The following is a 25388-nucleotide window of genomic DNA, read 5'->3' as shown; positions in this document are numbered from 1 at the left end:
GAGCGTGCTGGACCCGGACACCGACCGGTCCGGGGAACGAGGAAATGTGGTGGGCGGGTGGTGGAAATCGAATCAGTTCCAGCGGGCCGCACGGGTGCCGCCGTCGGGCAGGCGGGCGGAACCGACGGCCTGACCGCGGTTGTTGACCGCCGTCGCCAGGCTGCCGCGGCCGCCCAGCGTCCCAAGATCGATGATCCTCCGACCCCGCCAGACGACCGCGTGCATCGTCCGATCGGCGGCCTGGGCCCAGCCGACGACGTCCCCGCGATGGGGGCGAAAGCCTGCCACCTGGCCRGCGTTGCTGATCCGCGCCGGCCCGGAAGCGATCGAGCCGCCGGACCACGGCGCTTAGTGAGACGTCGGTGCCAGATACCGAAGAAAAACCACATCGTCGAGTTGTCGGACCTCGGCAAGGCGAAGGGGCGAGTGGACGTCGTTGGGAAAGACCCCCGGTCCCACGAAGGTCGGCGCATCGCGCTCGCCGACGAAGAACGGGGCGACGGTGAGATGCAGCTCGTCGACCAGGCCGGCGGTGAGGAAGGCCGTATGCAGCGAGGTACCACCCTCCACCAGCAGCCGACGGACGCCACGCCGGGCGAGATCGGTCAGGATGGCGGCGACCTCGACCCGGGGCCGACCGGGGAGTTCGACCAGGATGACGCGCGYGGCGCGGGTAGSGGGCGCGGTGCGGATCGCAGCCGGCGCCGATTGCGGCGTCGACGGCTCGGGAGACGAGGTCGGCTCGGGAGACGAGGTCGGCTCGGGAGACGAGGTCGGCTCGKGAGACGAGGTCGGCTCGGCGATCGCCAACGATGATCCAGCCCAACGGTAGATGATCGTCTCGACCGGGTCGGCGGTGAACAGCCGAGCGCTCGGATCGAGGTCTCCCCCGCCGGACAGCACGACCTTGATCGGCGTGGGCGGGCGTCCGGCCGCCTCTCGCGCCACCCGACGGTGCTGCGCGCGCACGGCGAGACGGGGATTGTCCCGCCGGACAGTGGCCGCGCCGACGAGGATCGCGTCACAGCCGGCACGCACCTCGTCCACCCGGTCGAGATCGGCGGCACTGGAGAGGATCATCCGCTCAGCCGAGCTGTCGTCGATGTGCCCATCCAACGACATCGCGCAGCTGCAGATGACGTACGGCCGGCCAGCAACAGCGCCTTGGCCCACAGTGTCATTGTCGACGATGACACTGTCGACAGTGTCATCGTCGACACGCCGGCTCATTCCCATGACGACCATCATCCCAGACCCGACATGCCCGGCAGACCTGTCGGACCGTGGGACTACCGTCAACAGATGTGMGGATCGCAACGTGGAACATCAACTCTGCGAAGGCTCGGCAGGCCCGCCTGATCGAATGGCTCGACCGGGCCGAGCCGGATGTGGTGTGCCTGCAGGAGACGAAGCTGGCGGACGACGCCTTCCTGGAGCTGTTCGACGAGGATCTGTTTCGCCGGGGCTACCGGGTCGCCCATCACGGCGACGGCCGGTGGAACGGCGTGGCGATTCTGTCGCGGGATACCCTCGACGACGTCGCGCGGGGTCTTCCGGGCGATCCGGGCTTTCCCGGTCCCGAGCCTCGCGCCATCGCCGCGACCTGYGGMGGCATCCGGATCTGGTCGCTGTACGTGCCCAACGGCCGKACCATCGACGACCCTCATTACGCCTACAAGCTGGCCTGGCTCGCCGCGCTGCGCGAGGTGGTGGCCGAGGCCACGACCCAGGGCGCGGTGATGACGTTGGGTGATTTCAACATCGCGCCAACGGACGTTGACGTCTGGGACATCACCCAGTTCGAGGGCGCCACCCACGTCACCCCGGCGGAACGCGCGGCACTCGCGGAACTCGTCGACGCCGGGCTCATCGATGTGCTGCGGGCCCGCTGGCCCGACGACGTCGTCTACACCTACTGGGACTACCGCCAGCTGTGTTTCCCGAAGAACCTCGGGATGCGCATCGACCTGGCTCTGGCGACCGCCGACGTGGCGGGCCGCGTGYGCGCGGTCTGGGTGGACCGGGCGGCCCGCAAAGGTGTCGGGACGAGCGACCACGCTCCCGTCATCGTCGATCTGGACACCGCGCCGGACGGCGACATCGGGCCGATGGTGCCGCCTCCGTCGCGTGGCAGCTCGGCCGGACAGTCCGCCCCGGGACGGACCTCCTCCACCGGCACCGGACCGCGCCGCCGCTGAGCCGGGCGGTCCCGGCAGGATCGACCGGTCCAGCGGGGTAGGCCGCCCGGCGCGAGGGAACCGCTGCCCGGCGTGCGGACGTCGGCGTCCGCACGCCGGGTGCGGTCCTCAGGCGGTGGAACCGGCTGCGGCCGGCGTGGCCGGCTCGGCGGACCGCGGCGTCGCGGACTCCGCTGATTCCGCCGGCAGCCCCGGGGAGCCCCCCTCGACGACCTCGGCCGGCCGGGCGTCGCCGACGACTGGGGTGATCTCGATCCGGGTCGCCTTGGGCTCCGCCGCCGCGCCGACGAGACGGACCGTCAGGATGCCCCGGTCGTAAGTGGCCGAGATCCGCTGCGCCTCCACGCCCTCGGGAAGCCTGAACTCCCGGCGGAAGGAACCGTGCCAGCGCTCGCGGTGTACGCGACCGGCGTGCTCACTCTCGCTGCCGGCCGCACGCTTCCCGCGGACGACCAGGCGGCCCCGGTCGATCTCGACCGCGACGTCCCGCTCGACATCGACCCCGGGCAGCTCGAGGTTGATCAGTACATCCGCTCCCTCAGTAACCACATCAGCCGACGGGACGGCGAACTCGGTGACCGACGACCGTCCGGTAAGCACCGGACGCCRCGGGCCCCAGACACGCCGAACGATCTCGTCGAACTCCCGGTCCATACGCCCCAGCGAGGCAAACRGGTCCCACAGGTAGGTGCTCACGATGCTCCCCCTCCAAAAGATTGATCTTTCTAGGGCCGATCTCTGTACATCGATGCCGATCGGGACACTCCCGCGCCTCAGGCGCTCCCTGGGTGGATCACCTTCGGTTCGATTGCCTCCCGCTCTCACAGTTCATGAGTCTAAGGCGCTCAACCTTACTGTTGCAAGCGGGGGTAAGGAATTTGTTGGATGTGAGGCAGAACACCGAAACGGCGAACGGTCGCAGCGGCCGACCCCGGGCGGCCGGGCGGCGGGGCCCCGGCTCCGGCCCGCCGCGGGCTCCGGGCCGCCGTGACGCCGCGGGCGCCGGGCCGCCGCGGGCTCCGGGCCGCCGTGACGCCGTGACACCGCGGAATGGCGGCACCGGATCCGGGCACCATCAGCCGAACCGCCGACCCGGGATCAAATTAGTCCGGGATCACGGCAAATCGTTTGCGCCGTACATACCCGAAGCCCGATTACCACCGACAAACTACCCCTTKAGTGAGGGTTACCGGGAGTGACCACAAGATAGCCACAGCACCGTGGTATAAAGTCGCACGCGCCATACCGGACTGCGTGTTGGGGAGGCTGTTCGTGTACCACGAGCGAACGGTTGCAGCACCGTACGAGGCAGCACCGTACGAGATTGTTGGACGGAGTTACCACAAACGGCCCGTCCCAACGCGCAGCCACCCGGCACCGGCCCCGGCCCCGGCGCATCCGTGACCATACGGGATTCGAGGTCCGCCCCCCGATCAGGGGTAACCAGCCGCATCCGGTTGACGAGATGAGGACCGGCGAGGATACAAGATCATCGTCATCCGCTGTGAGCCGATGACGCCGAGAGAGGACAGGACGAGGGAGTGGCTTTGAACGAAAGCGGTYGGCGCGCGTCCCTTGCGGTCGCGACGCCTGAAGGTGGCGCGTTCTTCCCGGCGTTGCACTTCGACGACCTGCCGGCCTCGGTGGTCAGCCGGTTCCGGGAGGTCGCCACGCACCTGCCCGATACACCCGCGCTGGTCTCGCCCGGCGTCGTCATGACCTTCGCCGAGGCTGATCGCCGGACCGATGACATCGCGATGGCGGTCCTCGGCCGCCTCGACGCGAACGAGGACGGTCCGGTCGCGACCCTGCTGCCGCACAGCGTGGCCGGCCTGCTGGGCGTACTGGGCGTACTGAAAACCGGACGCCCGGTCGTCCCGCTGGATCCGATGGTGCCCGCCGAGCGGATGGCGCAGATCGTTCGGCAGGCCGGCTGCGTGGCCCTGCTGACCGACCTGGGCGACAGTTCCGTGGCCCGCTCGACGGTGGGCCWGCGGCCGGTGGGGACCAACGGTTCGAACGCMACGGCCGAATCCAGCGTGAATCCGGACGCCCTGCTCGCCGCRCTGGCCGGGGGCGGCCCCCGCCACGTCCTGGACCTCGCCGCGGCGGCCGCGGACGGCGCCCGGTGGATCGCGGCAAACGGCGCGGACGCGGTCTGGTGGCCGCAGCCGCTGGTCGACGATCCGGCCTGCATCGTGTTCACCTCCGGTTCGACCGGCGCGCCCAAGGGCGTGGTGTGGACAAACGGCACGTTCCTGTGCGACGCCTACGCCGGCGCCGAACGTCTCGGTTTCGCGCCGGGCGACCGGCTGGCCCTCGTGCTGCCGTACTCGTTCGCCGCCGGCATCACCGTGGTGGTGTTCGGTCTACTCAACGGGGCCGGGGTGTATGCCTATGATCCACGGGCGGCGGGCCTGAGCGGCCTCGCCGACTGGATCTCCTCGCAGCACCTGACCGCGCTGCAGACCACTCCGTCTCTGCTGCGCTCCCTCGTCGGCTCGCTCGAACCGGACCAGGTCCTCGCCGACCTGCGGATCGTGACCACGTGCGGGGAGGCCGTCTACGGACGCGACATCACGGCGCTGCGGCCGCACGTGCCACCGGCGTGTACCTACGTGAACTGGTCCGGTGCCTCCGAGATCGCATCCCTCGGCTTCTTCGAGGTCCCGCCGGGCACGCAGCCGCCCGCGGGCACGGTACCCGCCGGCCTGCCGGCGACCGGCAAGGAGGTGGTACTGCGTCGCGAGGACGGCACGCCCGCCGATCCCGGCGAGGTAGGCGACGTGGAGGTCACCTCGGCCTACCTGTCGGCCGGGTACTGGGGGAACGCGGAGATGACGACGTCCCGCTTCACCCCGCTCACCGATGGCCGGACCACCTGCCGGACCGGCGACGTCGGCCGGTTCGAACCCAACGGCACGCTGATCCTGCTCGGCCGCCGGGACGCGGCGGTGAAGATCCGCGGCTATCTCGTCGAACCGAGCGAGGTGGAGGCGGCGCTGCTGAGCTCCGCGGAGATCGCCGAGGCGGTCGTCACCGCCGTCGCGCATCCTTCGGCGCGGAACCGGCTGGTCGCCTATGTCGTGCCGGCGGTACACGGCAACACCCTGTCCCCGGTCCGAATCCGGCGGAGGCTACGCGAGAAGCTGCCGGTCTGGATGGTCCCGACGACGATCATCCCCCTGGCGGAACTGCCCCGCAACGAACGCGGCAAGGTGGACCGGGGCGCGCTGCCGCCCCCGCCGGAGGCCCCGGCCGTCTCCGCCCGGCCGAGAACGCAGTGGGAGATCGTCGTCGCCGACATCTGGACGCGGGTCCTCGATCTCGAGGAGGTCGGCATCGGGGACGACTTCATGGAGCTCGGCGGCGACTCCCTGGCCGCGAACGAGCTGCTCACCCTGGTCGCGGAGAAGCTCGGGATCACCATGCCGTCATCGGCGCTGGTCGACGCGCCGACGCTGGGCGAGTTCGCCCGCGCGCTGTCACTCGCGCAGCAGTCGGGTCCGCGACACCCCACCGTCGTCCCCCTGCGCACCACCGGCTCGCGGCCGCCGCTGTTCTGCTTCGCCGGGGCCGGCGCGCTCGCCCTCGGCTTCCACTCACTGGCCCGCCGCCTCGGCGACGACCAGCCGGTCTACGCCTTCCAGGCGCATGGGCTGGAGCGGCGGGGCGTCCCGGACTGGAGCGTCGCGCGGACCGCCCGCCGCCACCTGGAGATCATCCGCGTCCTGGCTCCCCGGGGTCCCTACCTGCTCGCCGGGCACTCGCTGGGTGGCCTGATCGCCATGGAGATCGCCCAGCAGCTCGCCGCCGCGGGAGAGGAGGTCGGTTTCCTGTCCATCATGGACACCTACCTGCCGGCCTCGCTGCGGATCGAGTCGGCCGGGTCGGGTAGCRCCGCCGGGTCGGGCGGCGCCGCCGGGTCGTCGAAGGCAGCCGAGGACCACGCGCGCGGTTACCGCGGCCGGCTGGCGCGGTTCACCCAGAAGCTGCTACCGGAACAGCGGGCGAACTTCACCAGCAAGGCGACCCTCAAGAAAATGGTGCAGATTCCGCTCACCGGGGTCGTACAGTTCGGCGGGCTCGAGCAGTTCGACGTCTTCTTCAACCACGGGCGGCTTCTCGAACGTTTCTACCGACCGCGGCCATGGCCCGGCCGGACCCTCGTGTACCGATCGGCGGAGAATCCGGACCCGGAGGACGCATGGTCGGCATTCCTCACCGGGAGCCATGACACCCATTTCGTTCCGTGTGAGCATTTCTACCTGCTCCGCGAACCGCACATCATCAAGATCTCGGAGCATTTCCGGGCCGAGATCGACCGGGTGGTCGCCGGGCTGACGAAGACAGGTCGCCGGGCTGACGAAGGCAGGCTGACCGCGACGGACTGAGCACTCCGTTCGCCTAGCGGCGGTCGGCTGCGTAGGTCACCCTGACGTCGGTAAAGCCCAGCGCGCCGAGTAGACCGCGCAGCATGGCGGTGGTGTTCTTCCTGCCCAGCTCGAGCACCTGACCGTCCGTCTTCGCCGCGTCGGTCATCCGCGCCGACGCGGTCCGGTAGAGCTCCTGGTCGGTGCCGACCCCACCGAACAACCCGCCGACGCGGTTCAGCGCGCCGCGCTGGCGGGCCACCACGTAGCTGTGGTCGAGATCCAGCTCGGGCCTGGACAGYGTCGGGTTCGGCAACTCGATGGTGACCGCACGACGGTCCGGGGAGACGGTGACCGCGTCCTTGCCGAGCGCACCAAAATTGATCACCGAGTCGAYGGTACCGACCCCGACGAACAGGGTGCGCTCGCCGCGCAGCGCATCAGGGATCCACTTGCTGTCCTTCTCGAGGTCGACCACCACCTCGAAGTGGGCGCTGGCGGCGTGATAGTCGCTCAGCTCTTCCAGGGAACGCAGCACCGCCGGGGAACTGCGGTCGACCGTCCTCTCCTCGAACAGGTTCGGCAGGCTCGGCCGCCATCCCGCCACCAGGGCGATGCCGGCGAGGACGAGCACGACGACGGCGACGACGGCGACGACGGCGATCAACCGCAGTGGGMTGAGCCGGGACGACGGAGACCGCAAAGATCGCGGAGACCGGGTCGAGCGGGTGGGCCGGTCCAGGCCGGACTCGTCGTTCATGGGCGTCTTCTACCCGAAATGGCCGGCAACCACGCCGATGTCGCCGCTATGACTCTCCGGGCGCGATCGTGGAGCCACGCTGGGCGGTACGGGCGAGGATGATCGCCGTACGGTCGTCGCCCTGCCGTCCGGGCGCGTACCGGCGAACCGCGTCGAAGGCGTCGTCGAGCAGCGCCACCGGCGTGCGCGTGGGATCGCGCAGGATCTCGGCGATCAGCCGGTGCAGCCCGAACTGCCGCCCGGCCTCGTCACGTGCCTCCACCAGTCCGTCGGTGTAGGCGAAGAGCACGTCGCCCGGTTCGAGCCGCAGCGTCTGGATTCCCCACGCCCCGGGCTCCGCGAGCAGGCTCGACATCAACGGGCCCGTCGGAGGCAGCCGAACGACCTGCGCCGTTCCCAGCCGGGAACCGACGATGGAACCGGCTCCCGGCACCCGACCGGACCCGGGGCCGGCACCGTTCGCCCCATCCCCCGGCCCGCAGGCCGATCCGACGGCCTGCGCGGATCCGACGGCCTGCGCGGATCCAACAGCAGCCGCCATGACGGATCCGCCCGCCCCGTCACCGGGGCCGCATCCCGGCCGGGCGGGATCGCGGGGTCCGACCAGGTGAGCGGTCGGAGCGGGTACCTGGGGTGAGGATGCCTCGTCGGGAAGCACCGCGTCCGCAGGTACCTTGCCTGTGGGCAGCTCACCCACCCACACCTCGCCCACGGGCGACTCGCCCGCCGACGCCATGTTCCCGGGGTTCCCGGGCACCGCCCGGCGCAGCAGGAGCGCGTCGGGATGACCGGCGTTGACGTAGTACAGGTCCCCGGTCCGCGGGTCGACGACGGCAATGATCGCGGTCGCGAACATCTCCTCGATCTCGCCGAGGTTGTCCACCGTCCACTCCAGGGCCCGACCGGGATCGATCTCCGTCGACAGAGCCGCGTCGAGCAGTTGCTTGAGCCGCAACGCGAAGACCCCGGCCGCGGCTCCATGACCGGAGACGTCACCGACCACGACGGCGACCCGCCCGTCGGGCAGCTCGAAGGCGTCGTACCAGTCCCCGGCAAGTTCGCCCTCGGCCGGATCGACCCGGCCGTGCAGGACCAGGCCGCGGGCCCGCAGGAGCGAGGGCGTGAGCGCGTCCCGCAGTGCGATCACGGCGGGTCCCTGCTGGGCCAGGGCCTCCCACGACCGCTCGTTCTGGCGGACGAGCCGCACCAGCTGGGCGCGCATCGTCTCGACGTCGGCGGCCAGCTCCACGATCTCCTTGGGGCCGACGGAGGGGATCCGGGTGTCGTAGCGACCGGCGGCCACCGCGTTGACGGATCGCTGCAACGCTCCGATCGGGCGGAGCAGCCATCGCCGCGAGATGATCATAATGGTCAGCAGGAAGCCGAGGATGACAAACATCGCGCTGGCCAGCGAGCTCAGCAGCAGCACGGAGGCACTCTCCACCCGCCCGGACGCCTCGACCTGCTCACGGTCGATCGCCGCGGCGAGCTCCGCGACCTCGCGGCGCAGCAGGTCGAAGTCCTGGCGCGCTTTGGTGCGCACGATATCCTGGGCGGTGGCGGTGTCTCCTCTCGCCATCGCGACCAGTTCCGGCCGGACAACCTCGCGACGCCAGTCCCGGTACGCCTGGCCGACTTCCCCGTGCTGTGCGCGCAGCGCAGGGAAGTCGGCCAGCAATGCGTCCAGCCGTGCCGTCAGGACCGGGATGGACCTGGCGGACTCGTTGTAGGGGACCAGGAAACCCCGGTCCCGGGTGATGATGTAGCCACGCAGAGCATTCTCCTGGTCGACAAAGTCGGCCAGGAGCATCGCGGTGGTGGTCGCAGCCGGGTCCAGATGCCTGCTCCGCTCCGTCGCGRCATGACGTGACCGCAGGGCGGAGACCACGGCCAACACCAGCATCACGATGATCGAGATGCTGGCGAGCAGCGTCAGCACCCGGATGCCACGCCGAAGGCCAGCCGTCTCACCCATGTGAAGATTGTCGTCCAGCCGTCGGGCGCCGGTTGTGTCGGGTGACGTGTGGGGTCCCCCKGGGGGCTCGTACGACAGCTACCCCATCTCGCGGCTGGAACGATGAGCGCCGCACTGACTGTGCCGCGCCGGATGATCGCAAACCTCGGCGACGACGCGGACCTGCCCTGGCCCCGGACTTTCGCCAATGATCGTTTGATGACATGTCGGAAATGAGCGAAAATGACGATACGTCGTCACTCTTTCGGACGAGGCGGAAACCTCCGGGTTCCCACGGCACCGAGCGCTCCGGAGTGCCGGGAGCTGGAACGGTGCCCGTGGTCCGCTCGTTAGGCCTGCTGAGCTCGGCGGATCCCGAGCCGGGGACTGGCCCGGCCGCTGCGGTGCCCGGTGCCGACGGCGCCCAGTGCGTACCGCCGGTCGGCGCGGGAGTTCGGTCAGCCTCCGTGCTGGTGCCGACCCCGCCAGCGGCCGCGCATGTGGTCGACCACGACGGCCTCYGCGGGCACGACTCCCATAGAGCACGGTGGATGACGGAGTCACGGTGGAGGGTAACGGATCGACCGATCTCGGGAGTTGAACGCATGATCTGGGAGGCTGTCAGACGATGACTTCGGGTTCGGTCACCGAACCGACGCACGCATCGAACGTGGCTGGTCGCCCCCGCGGCGCGGCGCGGCCCCCGCGGCTGGCCGGGCGATCGCCCGAGGGCCCGACCGAGGCGGCAATCTGGACCCACGGGCTCGGCAAGCGGTACGGCGACCGGGTGGCGGTGGACCATCTCGACCTCCAGGTGCCGCGCGGGACGCTGTCCGGTTTCGTCGGCCCGAACGGGGCCGGGAAGTCCAGCACGCTGCGCATGCTGCTGGGGTTGATCCGCCCCACGGCGGGCCAGGGGTACGTGCTGGGCGCGTCGATCTCCCATCCGGCCCGCTACCTGGGCCGGGTCGGGGCGATGATCGAGGGCCCGACGTTCCATCCCGGGCTGTCCGGCCGGCGCAATCTGGACCAGCTCGCCCTGCTGCGTGGGATCGGCGGGCGGCGCCGCGCCGATCGCGCGCGGYGGGTCGGGGAAGTCCTCGCACAGGTGGGCCTGACCGAGCGAGCCGACGACCGGTTCACCGCCTACTCCCTCGGGATGAAGCAGCGCCTGGGCATCGCCGCCGCTCTGCTGCCCGATCCCAGCCTGCTCATCCTGGACGAGCCGACGAACGGCCTCGACCCGGCGGGCATCCGGGAGATCCGCGCGCTGCTGGGTCAGCTGGCCAGCAGCGGCATGACGGTCTTCATGTCGAGCCATCTACTGACCGAGGTCGAGCAGATCTGCGATCATCTGGTGATGATCAATGGCGGGCGGATGCTGTTCCAGGGGCACGTCACCGACCTGCTCTCCGCCGAGGATCCCCGGATCCTCATGGTGCCCGAGCGGGACGACGACGCCCGCCGCCTGGCCGGGCTCCTCGGTGAGACCGGCCTTCGGGTCGAGATCGACCTCTGCCCCGGGCCGTCGTGCGACGCGGGAGTCGGCGAACGCCATCCGGTGGTGACCGCCCACGCCCGCGAGGGAGTGGCCGCGGACCTCAACCGACTGGCGATGCGCGCCGGCATCACCCTGCGCTCGCTGCGCACCCATCGGCCGAACCTGGAGGAGACCTTCCTGYGCGTCACCGGCGAAATCGACGGCGACCTCGTCCGTTTCGGTCGCACCCCGGACGGCAGTGTGCCCGCCGTGGGAGCCGGGCTCGACCCGGCCCAGAGCCGTGGAGGTGCCACATGATCACGGCTTTCCGCGCCGAATGGGTGCCGCTGTTGCGGACCCGGTTCCTGCTCGGGACGCTGGGGGCGGTCATCGCCTCGGCCCTGCTCGGCACCGTTCTGACCTTCGTCTCGGTGGGGCACAACGACTTCGATGGCGACCCCGTCACGGCCAGCGGGCTGTCCGCCGCGAACGGCGTCGCGCAGGGGGTGCAGGCGGTCAGCATCCTGCTCGGCGTGGTGGCCCTGTCCGTCGTCGCCGCGTCGCTCGCAGGCGACCATGCGCACGGGGCCCTGCGCAACCAGCTCGTCGCCCAGCCGCACCGGCTCCGGCTTCTCGCCGGCAAACTGCTGGCTCTGGCGGCGTTCGTGGTCCTCGTCATCGCCGTGGCGACCGTGGTTTCGGTCGCCCTGTCCTTCGCGCTCGCGCCGCTGAAGGGGGTGTCGACGGCCGCCTGGAGCAGCGCGGCGGGGCTGGCCGAACTGAGCAAGAGCTTTGTCAACCTGTGCGCCGGATCGCTCGGCTACGCCGCGCTCGGCGCCCTGGCCGCGATCGTCTTCCGCGCGCCTGCCGCGGCGATCGCGGTCGCGGTCGCCTACGCGCTGCCGGTGGAGATGCTGGTCACGCGCATCTACGGTCCCGCCCGGGCCTGGCTGCCGGTGCAGCTGATGGAGGCGATCGCCACCGGTGGCTTCGCCGTCGCCACGCCCTACGCCGACGCGCTGCTGCGCGGGCTGGTCTACTGCACCGCGATGGTGCTGGTCGCCGTCGTCCTCTTCTGGCGCCGGGACATGACCTCATAAGGAAACGTTATAAGGGAGCGTTATAAAGGAAGGTTGCGTCAGGGAGCCCAGCGCAGGTGCTGGGTCCGTTCCGGGTCGAGCTGTTCGGCCCGGGGAAGCCAGCGCAGCGGCTGGGTCAGCTCGGAGTCCGCCGTGCCGGCCGCTGTGGTCAGGGGCCCGGCCGCGGGCCGGCCGGTGCCGCGGCGGCCGTCGACCGGGAATTTCCCGTTGAAGATCTTGCGGAGGAAGGGTGACCGCAAGATGACGAAATGGTGGATGGCCAGGGTCACGCCGAAGGTGAGGGCGGTGACCAGGAGCATCTGCGGCCAGCGGAGGCTCGGGTCCAGCGAGAGCAGCGTCGCGATGGCGTAGATCCAGAAATAGTGGAAGAGGTAGACCGTGTAGGAGGCGTCGGAGAGGTAGCGGACGGCGGGYCGCGGACCGGGGACGAGCCGGCTGGCAAGGGCGAAGAGCGTGGCGGTGATCGCGATGGTGAAGAGGGTCCTGCTGAGCACCAGACCGGTGGATGAGGTCAGCACTCCACCCCAGTCCTGATTGGCCGCCAGCAGCAGGACGCCGGCCACGGCGAGCAGGATCGGCGCGGGCCGCTGAAAGGACGGCAGGATTCGCCGCCGATCCAGGTAGAGGAGCACGCCGAGGAGGAAGAACGGCAGGAAGTCCAGCGTCTCCTCGACCGGGAGGTCGAGGGGATCGGAACCRATGACGGGAGTCACCGCGGCCCGGTACCCGCCGCGGATGAGGATGGTGGTCACGATGACGAGTGAGATGATCGTGGCCATGACGCGCAGCCGACCGGTGGTGGCCCGCCGGTAGAGGGAGCTGGCCACAAGGCGGGATATGACGCTCACGGCCGCCGGGGTGCACAGCGCGTAGGCGAGCAGCACCATGAGGAACCACAGCTGCAGAGGCCAGCGCAGCTCGCCCACCGGCTCGGGGACGATGTTTCCACGCAGGAAGTCCAGGAACGAGACGTCCGGGTTGTGGAAGTTGTAGCTCAACCAGAGCGCGGTGGGATTGAACAGGACCAGGGTGCACAGGAATGGGATTCCCACGCTGGCGAGCCTGCGATGCACGGTGCGCGACGGCCCATACTTCCCGACGAGCATCGCGGAGAGGAACCCGGAGATCAGGAAGAAGTCCGCCATCCGGAAGAGGCCGGAGGCGTAGGCGATCCCGTGGAAGAACGGGTCGTCACCGAGCGTCGAGGCATGCACGAAGACGCCGCCCAGCATGAAGACGGCGCGCAACGCGTCCAGGTGGTGGTAGTGCCCGCCCGGAGCGGACGGCGCCGCCTTTCGCCCCACGATTCCTCCACCAAGGCTGCCGGACCGCTCCGAGCCCCTACGGGCGACGCCCTCCGGTGAAGACGTGGCAGGCTTACATCGTACGTATCATGAATGATACGAAACGAGAGGATTGCCCCGAGCTCCCAGGGAYCCCGAACTCCCGGAGCTCAGTGCCCGAACACGTCGGAGTCGAGGGCGTCCGCCTCCCCCGCGGCGCCCCGGTCCAGTCCGGAGATCGCGGCAATCTCCTCAGCGGAAAGCGTGAAGTCGAAGACGTCGATGTTCTCTGCCATGCGCCTGGGGCTGGCCGACTTCGGCACCACCACGATGCCCAGCTCGATGTGCCAGCGCAGGGCGACCTGCGCGGGGGTGCGCTCGTGCGCGGCGGCGATCCGCGTGATCACGGGTTCGTCGAGCAGCCCGGTGCCGGCGCCCAGCGGGCTCCACGCCTCCGTCACGATCCCCTGCTCCGCGTGGTAGGCGCGGATCGCGGACCGGCCGAGTCGGGGATCGAGCTGGATCTGGTTCACGTCCGGCGCGACACCGGTCTGGGCCAGCAGCCGGTCGAGGTGGGTCGTCTTGAAGTTCGACACCCCGATCGCGCGCACCTGGCCGTCCTTCAACAGCTCGACGAGCCCCTTCCAGGCCTCGACGTACCGATCCCGCCACGGGTTCGGCCAGTGGATGAGGAGCAGATCGAGGTAGTCCAGCCCCATCCGGCGGGTACTCTCCACGGCGGCCCTGCGCACGCCGCGGACGCTGTGCGAGCGTTTGTTGAACTTCGTGGTGACGAACAGCTCCTCGCGGGGCACGCCGGCGGCGCGTAGTCCGGCGCCCACTCCCTTCTCGTTGCCRTAGTTGTGCGCGGTGTCAATCAATMGGTAGCCCAGCCCGAGCGCCTGTTCCACCACCCCCTGGACCTCCCGGTCGTTCAGCGGCCAGGTTCCGAGCCCGAGCCTGGGCATCCGGGCACCGTGCGCGAGCGGGACGGTGGGGACAGGCGAAAGCACCACGGGCGTAGGACCTCTCTGGTACGAAGATCTGGTACGAAGAGATGCCGGGCACCCGACCGGATCCGCGCTCCGGCCRGCCTTCGAGTATCCGGGCGACACGGCCGCGATGGATGTGGTACCCACGTCGGCGAGCGAGACCCGGGGAAACGGGTCCGAAGACCCGGAGGGCAGACTGCCAGCATGAGCACCGCCAGGGACGACAGACTCGCGGTACGGCTACCCGAGGATGAAGCCGAGATCATCCGCTCGGCCGCGGAGGGTGAGGGCCTGTCCCTTGAGGACTTCGCCGCCGAGGCCATGAAGCGATACGCGCKAGAGGTTCTCGCCGACCGCCGCCTGTTCCGCGTCCCGGATGCCGACTGGAGCAAGCTCGAGGCGCTGCTCGACGCGCCGCCGCCGGACTCCCCCCGGCTGCGCCGGCTCCTCGACGAGGAACCGGGCTCGGAGCAGCAGGAGTAGCCGGAGTACCCCGCCACCTCTGCCCGCCTCCCGATCGGCCGACCAGTCGACCGGCGATCCCGACGCGGTCCGACGCGGCCCCAAGAAAGGATCCTACGCAGTGCCCCTCGCCAAGCCCGCGGCCCTGTCCGAGGRCCCGGACCGGCTCACCTTCAACAGCGGTGACGACCTGCTCGACGGCTGGCTGCGCCACCACGCCCTCGAACACCAGCAGGACCGGACGACAAACACGTTCGTGATCGTCGACGGTACCCGGATCGCCGGCTACTACTGCCTGGCCACCGCGGCCCTGGAACGGATCCCCGGTTCACGCCGGTGGTCGCGCCGGTCCACCGAACCCGTTCCGGCGATGTTCGTGGGGCGGCTCGCGGTCGATGTCCGGTACCAGGGCCGCGGGCTCGGCGCCCAACTCGTGCGGGACGCCGTGATGCGGTCGCTGACCGTCCATCGCATGGTCGGAGTGCCGCTCCTGCTCGCCCACGCGATACGGCAACCCGGCCGGGCGTTCTACCGCCATCTCGGCTTCCTCGGCACCCACGTCGACCCCTACCTGCTCGCGCTGCCGCTACACGCCGCCGCCGGCGGGGGCTAAGCATCGCCGGCCGCCGCAGGCCCCGCCGAACGCCGCTGGCCCCCGCTGGCCCCCGCTGGCCGCCCGTCACCTACCCGTCACCGAGCAGCACATCCAGGTTGACGCGCAGCAACCACTGATCGAGCTTGAACGGGGGGTACGGCCAGGGCAGGCCGTCGAGCAGCAGCTGGTTCACCGGGAGCCACAGGCTGCGACGGCGGGCGTCGACCGCGCCGCGGCGCACCCCGACATACCGGGTCGCGGGGCCCCGCAGCCTGCTCAGCCCCACGTCGATCGGCCGGTCGGTGCGGAAGGTCATCCGCGTGCCGCGCCCCGCCGGCCGCACGACCTGCACCAGGCCGTCGAGCCCGGCGAGCAGCACCGCGCCGGTGGCCGGATCGAGGGTGATGCTGCGCACCAGCCCACCCCGGTCGGTGCCCGCGACCAGGTAGTCGGGGCGGTTGGCGATGCCCCAGGTGTCGACCGGCCAGTTGCCCGTGGCGGGGGCCCGGGTCACCAGGCCGCGCTCCCCATCGATCTTCGGGTAGACGGCGAGGGTCTCCGCCCGCAGCCCGTCGGCCTTGGTGCGGGCCACATACAGGGTGCCGTCCGCGCCGAACACGGCCGACTCCATCCGGGAGCCGTCCTGAACGGCGCGCACCGCCGTGCTCTTCGGGCTGATGGTGCCCCGCGACGCCGAGTAGGAGAACTCCTGCACGGGGAAGGGCTGGGCCCGGAAGTCCAGCCCGCGCACGTCGCTGATCAGCACGAACCGTTCGTCATCGGGTTCGCTGGTGGGATCGGCGACGACCTCCCGCGGGTTCACGACCAGTTCGAGGCCCAGCGGGCGGACCTGCGGGTACTGCCAGTGCGCCCGCACCCGGCCGGCAAGGTCGACGACGAGCAGGGCGCCGTTGTCGGTGCCGCCGACCCCGGTCCCCAGGTACTGGGCGATGACCAGGTGCCCGCTGCGGGGCAGCCGGGCGATCGAGGACGGCCCGCGCGGTGAGCGCGGCTCCAGCGGCGCGAGCACCGGGAAGGCCAGCGCCGCCACGTGCGGCGGGGCGGTCCCGGCGAGCTGGGCCGCCGTCCTGGACGCCGTCCGGTCGTAGGCCCACCGTCCGCCCGGGGAATCCCGCCGGAGCTGACCGATGCTCGGCAACTCGCCATCGATGGAGGTGTTCCAGCCGAAGAAGGGCATCAGCGAGACGAAGACCACCCGCTCGGTGCCGTCCGGACCGGGCACGACGATCACGTCCGAGATGTCCCCGCCGCCCACACCATGGTAGTTCGGGTCGGCCCGGGGCAGGCTTGTCCGGCCCTTCGTTGAGGGGATCACCAGGCGGGTGAACCGTTCGGCGGCCGGCTCGAAGATCTCTATCTCCATGCCCGTGCCGGTCAGTTTCGCCTGGTCGTCGGTGAACGGAGTCGTCGCGAGGAAGACGGTGCCGTCCGCGGCGACCGCGGACAGAAAGGCGGCCTGACCGGGGCCGAAGCCCCAGCCCGGCACCCCGGCAATCTCGATGGCCGACCGGTCGTCGAGGTTTCCGAAGGTGCCGGGTGCGCCGTAAATGGTCAGCAGATTCCCGGGCAGGCCCGCCACCGCCCCGGCCGGCATCGACGGCCCCACGGTGACCCCGCCGACTGGTGCCGAGGGTCGGCTCAGCGGCAGGTCACCGGAGGATGTCGGACCCGAGGACGAGGAGAGCAGGCGCGCGGCGACGAGGGCACCGGCGGATGTCGCGCCGAGGCCCACGGCCGTCGCAAGCAGGCGGCGGCGAGTGACGGCGAGCGGCGAACGCACCGACCCCGACGACCCGGGAGAAACGGGAGAACCGGGCTCACCGCCGTCCGCGTTCGGACGGGTCTGGGCTGGCATCAGCGGTGGCCTCTCCGCGCGGGGTGGGCTGGGACTCGTCGGGCAGAGGAGCTCCTCACACCCGGGCCGGGACCCCCTCGCCGGGTTGGGGGTTGGGTAGCCCCATATCCCCCGCCGGCCGCCGGTGCGTCTCGGCGACCCGCGCCACCCGGCGGTCGGCGTGATGCAGCTGGACCACGAGCAGGCCGACCGCGAGTGCGGTCACCGACTCGGCGGCGAGCGCGGCGGTGGCCGTGGCCATCGATCCGCCGCCGGCCGAGACAAGCGCCCCAGCCGTCGCCACCGTGGCGACGGCGAGCACGCCGACGACCCGGCGCACCCCGGCGCCGAGCAGGTACGTGGTGAACATCAGGGTGACGGCCAGCAGGGTCATGCTCAGCGCGAGCACCGACAGCGCGGAGGCGGCGGCGGTGAGATGCGCCCCGAAGACGAGTCCGATCAACCACTTCGCCGCGAACAGACCGAGCCCGGCAAGGAAGAGCCCGGGAGCGACGACGAAGACCAGCGCCACGACCAACGTGCCCCCGGCGGGGCGTCCCTCCTTGCGCCGTCGTGCCGCCTCGGGCAGCAGGAAGTTCGCGACCGCCAGCCCGATGAAGACCGGTACCTTGCAGGCCGTCGAGATCGCCGCGTAGCCGCCGACCCCGGAGGAGCCCAGCCAGCCGACGATGACGACGTCCATGTTCTGCAGCAGGGCGAGGGGGATCAGCGCGCCGAGGGCGACGGTGGTGTCGGCAATGACGCTCTGCCGGGCGCTGGCGCGTGGCGCCGGGATCGGCAGCGGAATCGGCCCGGTGGCCGGCGGTGTGCCGTCGTCAGGCAGCACGGGCGCCCCGCGCTGGGACACGGGCGCCCCGCGCTGGGACGCGGGCGGGCGCGGCAGCCGCGGGGTGCGCGTGACGGCCCACCGGGCGTGCTCGGCGCCGACGACGACGCCGAGCACGATGCCCAGGCCCGCGCCGTTCACCCCGAGCCCGCCCAGCACGAGCACGATCACCAGGCCGATCCGGACGAAGCCCTCGACCACGAAGTTGACGGCGAGACGCGGATAGGCCCCCCTGGCCTGCAGCAGGCCGCGTTCGACGCACAGCAGCGTCCACAGCGCGGCACCGATGGTCGCCTCGGCGATCGCGAGCGGATGCGGATAGGACATCAGCGCGGCCACCGGCCGGCACAGCACCACCGCGACGATCGCGGAGATCGCGATGCCGACGCCGCAGGCGCCCCGCAGCCGMCGGATCCAGGACCACTGCTCGCGCCGGGTGCCCCCCGGGCCGGACGTCTCGTGCTGCACCACGGCGATCAGCAGCGCGTTACCCGCGACCGAGAGGATCAGGAAGATGCTGACCTGCACCGACACGGCGCCGTAGGAGTCCGGGTCCAGCGACCGGGCGACGATCAGGTTCATCAGCAGGTTGCACCCGTTGACGAGCATGCCGGCGACGGCCAGTGCTGCCGGACCGGCCAGCAGGCCCGTCACAGCCTCACGCGAGGGCTTCGCCATCAGTCTCCCCACCGGGAACGGGACACGTCGAAATCACCCACAGCGGAACACCGGCCATGGTAGGTGGTCGACGATTTTCCGACATCGGTAGGTTGCAGGCGAACCTTGCAGACGAACATGGTAAGCCCTGGCGAGCGGAACGAAATGGAAGGAATGCCACCGGTGACGGGAAGTCCCAGCGTGACGCCCCCGGGAGGATCGACACACCTCGGAGGGTCCCGGGAGCGCCGGTACCTGCCCACCCTCGCCGGCCGGCACGTGGTGTTCCTCAACTGGCGGGACCGGGAGCATCCGCAGGCCGGCGGGGCGGAGTTGTTCTGCCAGTCGATCGCCGAGCGGTTCGCCGCGGCCGGTGCCCGGGTCACCCTGCTGACCTCGCGGGCCACGGAAGGTGAACGCCCTGGTCCGCCCGTCGCCGAGTCCGTTGGCGGCGTCGAGGTGCGCCGCGGGGGCGGTACCTTCGGCGTCTATCCATCGGTGCTCGCCCGGCTGGCCAGCCTGGGCCGGGCCGGGCACCGCGTCGACGCCGTCGTCGACTGCCAGAACGGGATCCCGTTCTTCAGCCCCCTGGTGCTGCCGGCGAGCACCCCCGTCGTGCAGGTGCTCCACCACGTTCATCAGAAACAGTTTCCGTTGTACTTCCCCGGGCCGGTCGCCCGGGTGGGGCAACTGCTGGAGGCGCCGGGCAGCCGGTGKGTCTACCGGCGCCGGCCGGTGGTGGTCGTCTCCCCCTCGACCCGCGCCGAGGCCCGTGACATCCTCGGCCTGCCCGGCCCGCGCTTCCTGGTCCCCAACGGGGTGACCACCTCGGCCGCCGGGGCCGCCGGGGCCGCCGGGGCCGCCGGGGCCACTACGTTCACGGGCCCGGCTGGCGGTGGGCCCGCAGGCTCGGATGGCGGCCCCGCGACGGCACCCACCATCGTGTGCGTCGGCCGGCTCGTGCCGCACAAGCGGCTCCACCTGCTCCTCGACGCGCTGCCCGCGCTGGTCGGGGCGCATCCCGGGCTCACCGTCCACATCGTCGGCGACGGCCCGGACCGCGAACGGCTGACCGCCCGCGCGGTCGCCCTCGGGCTGACCACTACCGGTGCGGTGACCACTACCGACCCGGGGGCGGCTCCGGGCTCGGGAGGCACGACCGACCGGGACGGTGACGCCGTGCGCTGGCACGGCTACACCGATGCCGCCACCCGCGACCGGCTGCTTTCCTCGGCCTGGCTGACAGTCAACCCCTCGCATGGTGAGGGCTGGGGGCTGTCGGTCCTGGAGGCCGCTGCCCTCGGGGTGCCCGCGGTGGCGTTCCGGGTCCCGGGGCTGCGCGACGCGGTCCGGGACGGGACTACGGGATGGCTGGTCGACGAGGGCGAGCCGCTGGAGAAGACCCTCGACGCGGCGCTAAGGCTACTGGCCGAGCCGCCCGCGGCGGCCGAGCTGCGCGCGGCGGCCCGCGCCTGGGCGGCCGGGTTCACCTGGGACGCCAGCGCCGAACTGCTGGCCCGGGTGGTCACCGCCGAGATCGACCGACTGGCCGACCCGGYGGCGAAGCGGGCCGAAGCAGGAGAACAAGGCCGCGCGCCGCAGCGGGGTCGGGGACCGGATCGGGGCCTGGAGCGCCGGCGCCGGGACGATGACCTCACGCACGCCCGTTTCACCCTGCCGGTCGGCACCTCCCGCCCGGCGTTGCGCCGCACGGACCTGGTGTACCGGCCGGATCCGACCGGCCCGGAGATGATCGCGCTCCTCTACGGCGCCGGCCCCGCCGCCGCACGCACCGCCCTGACCCGGGCCGGAGTCGGGGTCGGCGCGCTCGCCGACCTGCGGCTACGCCCGGCGACCGGCGAGGACCTGCTGTTCGCGGCCAGCCGTGACCTGGCGGCATCTCCCCCGGATCCGGGTCCCGGTCCGATCCCGACCGACAACCGGGGCGATCAGGCGAAGGCCGGAGCGCGACGAGCAGCCTCGAACATGCTTTCCACGGAGCTAGCGGGAAAACCAGGTGACCGTTGATCGGGACGGTACCCAGGGGGCTGACACGAAAATAAGGTGACCGGTGCGCTCAGGCTGCGGAGGTCTTCGGGGTCATCGGCGGACAGCGGCAATGCGCCGACGATCGTCGCGGCCGTCAGCCGCTCACCGGATAGCCGCCTCGGCCGCGGGTCGCCGGGTGATGCACAGATCGGCCCGGGCCAGAACGGCCGGCATGTTCCGGATCGCGTCGCGGTCCCGATCACGGTCCTCTTCGGTCAGCTCCTCCCAGTCCACCATCGACGGGTGACGCTTGTCCGGGCCGAGGTCCTCGCGCACCGGACCGTAGGAGTAACCCTGCCGCTCCTTGTGCTGCCGCCACCGGTCGTGCTCGGCCCGGGCGAGCTCCTCGACCTCGGCGGCGGACAGCGAAAACGGATCGACAGCCGGATCGACGTCCTGCTCGGCCGGTGTGCACACCCAGCCACGGTTACGCAGCACCGTCTCGTAATGAACCGCCTGATCACGGTTGGCTTCCCGCAGCGCCTCGGAGAGCTCCGCCCAGGGCCGCAGTCCGGGCCTCGATCCGGCCGCGTGCCGTTTACCGAGCTCATGCTCCAGATAGCGGTCGTGGATCGCCCGCGCCAGCTGCTCCACCAACTCCCCGTCGCCCAGGACCGACGGCGTGCCGCCGACGCCRCCATCCCCGCCCACCGCATCGGCCCAGGCCGGGCGCGAGGCCCCGATCGGCCGTAGAGCATCCACGCGGACTCCACGCACGGCACGCCTGGCTGTGATCATGACCGGATGTCTCCCTCAGGAACAGACGGTGGACGACGTCCGAACAATCGGCGCCACGAAAACGCTAACCGAGTCCCTTGCTGTCGGTATAGGGATTGCGAGTCCTATGCCCGACATCGGACCCGGCTCGGGCGCCGAAGTGGGCGCCGGCGCCCGAGCCGGCGGGACGGTCCCAGGCCCGCCCGGCCAACGCGGCCAGCACCGCCGCCAAGGCCAAGGCGCCGAACACCTGGACCAGCGGCCCGAACGCCCCCTGCCCGGATCCGGGCTGGCTGCCGGGCTGCGCCGCCACCCCGATTCCCGCGCCAATCATGGCGACCGCGGCGCAGCGGCCCCCCGCCGCGGGCCAGCGCCGACCGACCAGGACGAACACCGGTACGGCCAGCGCCACCGGGCCCGCCACCAGCGCCACCGCCAGCATGGCGAGCACCGTCCACCCCACACCGGCCACCGGCGGGGACACCGTCGCCCGGCCCAGCCGGCCCAGCCGGCGCGGCCTCAGCAGCGCCGGATAGCCGTTCTCGTCGGATCGTGGCCGTAGCCGGAACCGGGCGGGCAGCACGGCGAGCACGACCAGCACCACGACCAGCAACAGCCCCACCACGAGGTTGCGGCGGTATTCCGCACCGGGCGCGTTGTCGATGACGATCGTGCCGCCGGTGCCGGCCGGGACGATCCAGCCCTGCTGCCAGCCGTCGAGGCGCAGCGGGGTCAACGCCACGCCGTTCAGCTTCGCCGTCCACGAGGAGTTGGCGTTCTCCCGGACGGCGAGGAAGGCGCGGTCACCGGCGCCGATCTGGACCGTCCGGTGCTCCGCTGTCCACTCGTGCACCGTCGTCGCCCGCGGCGTGGCCGCGCTCACCTGGGCGCCCGATCCGACCAGCGCGATCGCGTCGACGAGGATGGAGGTCGCTCCCTGGTCGACGCCGAGCAGGTGCGGCCCCGCCGAGAGCCGCAGCGTGCCGCCGTCGGTGCACAGCGACACCCGCACCGGCCGCACCGAGGTGACGTCGCTGTCCCGGCCGGAGATCCGCAGGGGGTAACGGGTCCCGTCGACGACCAGGGTGGGGCCCTGGCCGCAGTCGACCAGCAACGGAGTGTCACCCGCTGGGGGTGTCCCCCGCGGCGGGGGGATGAAGCTCGCCGAGCCGCTCATCGTGAAGGTCATGTCCCGGGGCACCTCGAAGCGCCGGGACAGCGCCAGCTCCTCCGAGCCGCCGAACGGCTGCGCCGGGTCGACCCGCTCCCGGGCCATCGAGAAGGCGACCAGCCCCCCGTCCGGCGCGGCGAAGCGCCGGGCCACGTCGGTGGGGAGCTGCGCGTAGTGGCGGAAGGTGACCCCGGGGATGGTGATCTCCCGAATACCGGCGCCGAGGGTGTCGTCGGTCTCCTGGCCGACCCGCGCGAACGTGATGCGGTACCAGCGGCTCGGCCCCGCTGGGACGGCGAGGCGCTGGATGTCCTCCACCGGACGCACCTCGGTGACCACCGAGCCCGCCTCGCTGGACACCCGCAGCGCCTCGACGGCCGGCCGCCACGAACCCTCGGACAGCAGCCGCACGTCGAGGTAGGGCACGGTCATCCGCCGGCCGGCATCGAGCTGGATCCACTGCCCGGCCGACGTCGTGCCCTTCGTGCGCTGTGCCGTCCACGCGGTCGCGGCGAAGCCGTCGACGGCCGCCGGTGGCGCGAGGTCCGGCGCGGCGAGTAGGTCGTAGCCGTAGGAGGACGCGGTGACGGACATGCCGCCGACGTAGCCCGCGACCGTCTGGTGGCCGGCGACGTCGGCCTCGGCCCACTGGTGGGGCTCCCCCGTCTTGCCGACCGCGGTGCCGGTGGGCCCGAGGAGGTACGAAGCGGCGTCGTGGACGAGTCCGAAGGTGCTGTCGCGCCGGGTCAGGGTGTCCGTGTCGACCCAGGCGGTCGTCGGGCCGATCACCTCCCCCGGCGCAACCTTGATCGCCGCCGGGCTCGTCGAAGACGCCACGGCGGCGGACGGATCGGTGCGATCCGCGGCGAGGTCCGCGGCGAGCACGGCGGCCCGGTCGCTGCTCAGCAGGCCCTGCCCGGCGAGCTGCACCGTCGCCTCGGGGCCGCCGGAGACGACGACGGCGGTGTCCGCCGGGTAGGAGCCGACAAGCTTCGCGCCGCCCGGGACGGTCCAGACCTCCAGCGCGGGTACCCGCGCGGTCGGGTTACGCAGCTCCGGGACGAGCCTCTCCTTCGCCGAGGCGCGCGCCGGCACCTGCGGGCCGAACGCGGCGGTCAGGGTGAGACCGGAGGAACGCAACGCCCGGTGGAGCTCGTCGGTGGACGGGGGGACGTCCCAGTTCTTCTGTTCCAGGTCGTTGCGGAGCAGGATCTGGCCGATCCCGGCCCGGGCCAGCGCCGGGGCGAGGCCCGCGGCGGACCCGGTGGCGAGCTGGTGCTCGATGCCGTCCATCAGCCGGGTCACGCCCGTGCCACCGAGCGGGATCAGGCCGCGGACCCCCCACGGCGTGCGGGCCAGCCACTGCAGCGGCTCGTCGAGCGGCCGGCCCCACTCGTACTCGGCGAACGGCGAGCCGGGCAGCACCAGTGCCCGGCCGTCCTGGGGATGGGCGGCCAGCCAGTCCGCGGCGGCCACCCAGTAGTCGGGCACCCGGGCGAACGGCCGGGGCTGCAGCGCCCTGCCGGCGAGCGCTGGCGTCATGCCGCAGACCAGCGCGGCCACGGTCAGCACGACGGGGACGTTCACCGCGACGGTCACGATCATGTCCGCGGTCCTGCCGTGCCGGCGGGAAGCCCCGCGGGTCGTCCATCTCCGCACACGGGCGGTGAGACTGACAGGTCGGACCGTCAGGGCGTGCRCGATCCCCAGGGCTATCGGCAGGCGCACCACCGGCTGGAACTTGTAGACGTTGCGCAGAAAGCCCAGCTGGTCACCGAGCAGGTCCCGCACCACGCCCGCCAGCGGGCTGCCCGGATGCCCCGGATAGGCCGCAGCCACCGAGACCGTGCCGGCGGCCAACGTCACCAGCAGGAACCGGCGGGCGGGCAGATCGGCCCGGGACAGCCCCCACAGCCCGATCGCCGCCACGGCTGCCGATCCGATGATAGGCACCGGCCGGGACACGTACTCGGTGGCGGCCGGCAGCCAGGGCCTGGGTAACTGGACATACGCCAGCCAGTCCGTCGCGCCGCGCAGGGCTTCCGCCACCGACGTCGTCGCCGTGGTCGTCTGGGCGGTCTCGGTGAACGCGAGGAAGTTCAGCCCGTAGCGGCCCTGCACCATCAGCGCCAGCAGCCACCAGGCCGAGGCGAGGATGACGGCGACGACCCACCAGGCCCGCAGCGCCCAGGCCCGGCGGGTGCCGCCGGCGAACACAAGGACCGCCGCCGGACAGAGCAGGACGCACAGCGTGACCGTCGCGTTGATTCCGCCGGTGCCCAGGATGGCGAGTCCGGACAGGGCAGCCGCCCGTCGCGGGGACAGCCGCCGGCCCGGGTCCAGGGCGGGATCGTCAGCGGCATCGACATCATCGACGGCCGTGGTACTGGTGGTGGCGGCCGTACCGGTGTCGGCGCCGAAGGCGCCGTCCGGACGCAGCGCGAGGATGAGCGGCAGGGTGATCCACGGGAGCATGGCGGCGCCCGCGAGCGCCACGGAAGTCGCCCCGATCTTGCCGAGGAACATCGGGGACAGGGTGTAGGCGAGTCCGGCCAGCACCCGGGTGCGCGGTACGCCGAGCCGCAGGGCCTCGGCCAGCCGCACGACCCCCCAGGCGGAGACGGTGAGGAGCAGCGCGATCCACAGCCGCTGGGTGACCCAGGCGGGTATCCCGAGCAGGTCACCGGCACCGAAGAACGGTCCCATCGGGAACAGGTAGCCGACGTACTGGTTGGGCAGGTAGCCGAACTCGGCGAGGGAGTTCCACAGGTGGGTGGCCCGCCCCATGAAGCCCCACGGGTCAAGGGGGACGTCCAGCTTGGTGTCGGCGGTCAGGTTGCCGGGGGCCTGGAGCAGAAAGAGCACCATAAAGCCGGCGGCCATGCCGAACAGGGG

Annotated in this window: 18 protein-coding genes; 7 read left to right on the top strand and 11 right to left on the bottom strand. The window is 71.6% G+C overall.

Features of this window, described 5'->3' with window-relative positions:
* Positions 1-72 precede the first annotated feature (72 nt).
* Both CcI156_RS03855 and CcI156_RS03850 read right to left on the bottom strand, forming a co-directional pair.
* On the bottom strand, positions 73-288 hold the full coding sequence (locus CcI156_RS03855; RefSeq protein WP_011435628.1) for a hypothetical protein: 216 nt from the start codon (positions 286-288) through the stop codon (positions 73-75).
* A gap of 60 nt (positions 289-348) precedes the next feature.
* Positions 349-1236, bottom strand: a complete 888-nt coding sequence (locus CcI156_RS03850; RefSeq protein ID WP_076804322.1) for a dihydrofolate reductase family protein — start codon at positions 1234-1236, stop codon at positions 349-351.
* A 68-nt stretch (positions 1237-1304) separates the two neighbouring features.
* Here CcI156_RS03850 and CcI156_RS03845 point away from each other — a divergent pair, with 68 nt between their 5' ends.
* On the top strand, positions 1305-2198 hold the full coding sequence (locus CcI156_RS03845; protein ID WP_076804315.1) for an exodeoxyribonuclease III: 894 nt from the start codon (positions 1305-1307) through the stop codon (positions 2196-2198).
* 108 nt (positions 2199-2306) lie between these two features.
* Here the strand turns inward: CcI156_RS03845 and CcI156_RS03840 are convergent, their stop codons facing one another.
* Positions 2307-2894 carry an Hsp20/alpha crystallin family protein gene (locus CcI156_RS03840; protein ID WP_076804314.1) on the bottom strand — a complete coding sequence of 196 codons (588 nt, stop codon included), beginning with the start codon at positions 2892-2894 and terminating at the stop codon, positions 2307-2309.
* Between the two features lie 845 nt (positions 2895-3739).
* Between CcI156_RS03840 and CcI156_RS03835 the strand changes: the two genes are divergently transcribed.
* Positions 3740-6592, top strand: a complete 2853-nt coding sequence (locus CcI156_RS03835; RefSeq protein ID WP_254847258.1) for a non-ribosomal peptide synthetase — start codon at positions 3740-3742, stop codon at positions 6590-6592.
* A gap of 13 nt (positions 6593-6605) precedes the next feature.
* Here CcI156_RS03835 and CcI156_RS03830 read toward each other — a convergent pair whose 3' ends face one another.
* Complete coding sequence (locus CcI156_RS03830; protein ID WP_076804312.1) at positions 6606-7331, bottom strand: DUF4230 domain-containing protein; 726 nt, start codon at positions 7329-7331, stop codon at positions 6606-6608.
* Positions 7332-7377: 46 nt separating this feature from the next.
* Positions 7378-9306 carry a PP2C family protein-serine/threonine phosphatase gene (locus CcI156_RS03825; RefSeq protein WP_076804311.1) on the bottom strand — a complete coding sequence of 643 codons (1929 nt, stop codon included), beginning with the start codon at positions 9304-9306 and terminating at the stop codon, positions 7378-7380.
* 607 nt (positions 9307-9913) lie between these two features.
* Between CcI156_RS03825 and CcI156_RS03820 the strand changes: the two genes are divergently transcribed.
* Positions 9914-11083 (top strand): ABC transporter ATP-binding protein, encoded by a 1170-nt coding sequence (locus CcI156_RS03820; RefSeq protein WP_076804310.1) that lies wholly within the window; start codon positions 9914-9916, stop codon positions 11081-11083.
* Positions 11080-11865 carry an ABC transporter permease subunit gene (locus CcI156_RS03815; RefSeq protein WP_011435620.1) on the top strand — a complete coding sequence of 262 codons (786 nt, stop codon included), beginning with the start codon at positions 11080-11082 and terminating at the stop codon, positions 11863-11865. Before CcI156_RS03820 ends, CcI156_RS03815 begins: the two co-directional genes overlap by 4 nt.
* A gap of 38 nt (positions 11866-11903) precedes the next feature.
* On the opposite strand, the gene mdoC is transcribed toward CcI156_RS03815, so the two are convergent.
* Together mdoC and CcI156_RS03805 are read right to left on the bottom strand one after the other, a co-directional pair.
* Positions 11904-13169: a glucans biosynthesis protein MdoC gene (gene mdoC / locus CcI156_RS03810; RefSeq protein ID WP_011435619.1), complete on the bottom strand. Its 1266-nt coding sequence runs from the start codon at positions 13167-13169 to the stop codon at positions 11904-11906.
* A gap of 149 nt (positions 13170-13318) precedes the next feature.
* Positions 13319-14116: an aldo/keto reductase gene (locus tag CcI156_RS03805; protein WP_083718288.1), complete on the bottom strand. Its 798-nt coding sequence runs from the start codon at positions 14114-14116 to the stop codon at positions 13319-13321.
* Between the two features lie 228 nt (positions 14117-14344).
* On the opposite strand from CcI156_RS03805, the gene CcI156_RS03800 reads away from it, so the two are divergent.
* Positions 14345-14623: a DUF1778 domain-containing protein gene (locus CcI156_RS03800; protein WP_076804308.1), complete on the top strand. Its 279-nt coding sequence runs from the start codon at positions 14345-14347 to the stop codon at positions 14621-14623.
* 100 nt (positions 14624-14723) lie between these two features.
* Positions 14724-15215 carry a GNAT family N-acetyltransferase gene (locus CcI156_RS03795; RefSeq protein ID WP_076804307.1) on the top strand — a complete coding sequence of 164 codons (492 nt, stop codon included), beginning with the start codon at positions 14724-14726 and terminating at the stop codon, positions 15213-15215.
* Positions 15216-15285: 70 nt separating this feature from the next.
* On the opposite strand, the gene CcI156_RS03790 is transcribed toward CcI156_RS03795, so the two are convergent.
* Both CcI156_RS03790 and CcI156_RS03785 read right to left on the bottom strand, forming a co-directional pair.
* On the bottom strand, positions 15286-17073 hold the full coding sequence (locus tag CcI156_RS03790; RefSeq protein ID WP_023840459.1) for a hypothetical protein: 1788 nt from the start codon (positions 17071-17073) through the stop codon (positions 15286-15288).
* Positions 17074-17128: 55 nt separating this feature from the next.
* A complete protein-coding gene (locus tag CcI156_RS03785) occupies positions 17129-18577 on the bottom strand; it encodes a hypothetical protein (RefSeq protein WP_011435614.1) in 1449 nt (482 codons plus the stop codon).
* 180 nt (positions 18578-18757) lie between these two features.
* On the opposite strand from CcI156_RS03785, the gene CcI156_RS03780 reads away from it, so the two are divergent.
* On the top strand, positions 18758-20584 hold the full coding sequence (locus CcI156_RS03780; RefSeq protein ID WP_076804306.1) for a glycosyltransferase family 4 protein: 1827 nt from the start codon (positions 18758-18760) through the stop codon (positions 20582-20584).
* 123 nt (positions 20585-20707) lie between these two features.
* Here CcI156_RS03780 and CcI156_RS03775 read toward each other — a convergent pair whose 3' ends face one another.
* Entirely contained in the window at positions 20708-21343 is a 636-nt protein-coding gene (locus tag CcI156_RS03775) for a RyR domain-containing protein (RefSeq protein WP_011435612.1), read from the bottom strand.
* Between the two features lie 64 nt (positions 21344-21407).
* Positions 21408-25376 (bottom strand): DUF3367 domain-containing protein, encoded by a 3969-nt coding sequence (locus CcI156_RS03770; RefSeq protein WP_076804305.1) that lies wholly within the window; start codon positions 25374-25376, stop codon positions 21408-21410.
* Positions 25377-25388 lie beyond the last annotated feature (12 nt).

The sequence above is a fragment of the Frankia sp. CcI156 genome (assembly GCF_001983015.1).
GTDB classification, from domain to species: domain Bacteria; phylum Actinomycetota; class Actinomycetes; order Frankiales; family Frankiaceae; genus Frankia; species Frankia casuarinae.
This window is presented reverse-complemented; position numbering and strand designations above follow the sequence as displayed.

What these genes read in the sequence shown, in the direction of transcription:
- CcI156_RS03815 (WP_011435620.1), top strand. Translation starts at nt 11,080, where the DNA reads ATGATCACGGCTTTCCGCGCCGAATGGGTGCCGCTGTTGCGGACCCGG.
- CcI156_RS03790 (WP_023840459.1), bottom strand. Translation starts at nt 17,073, where the DNA reads ATGCCAGCCCAGACCCGTCCGAACGCGGACGGCGGTGAGCCCGGTTCT.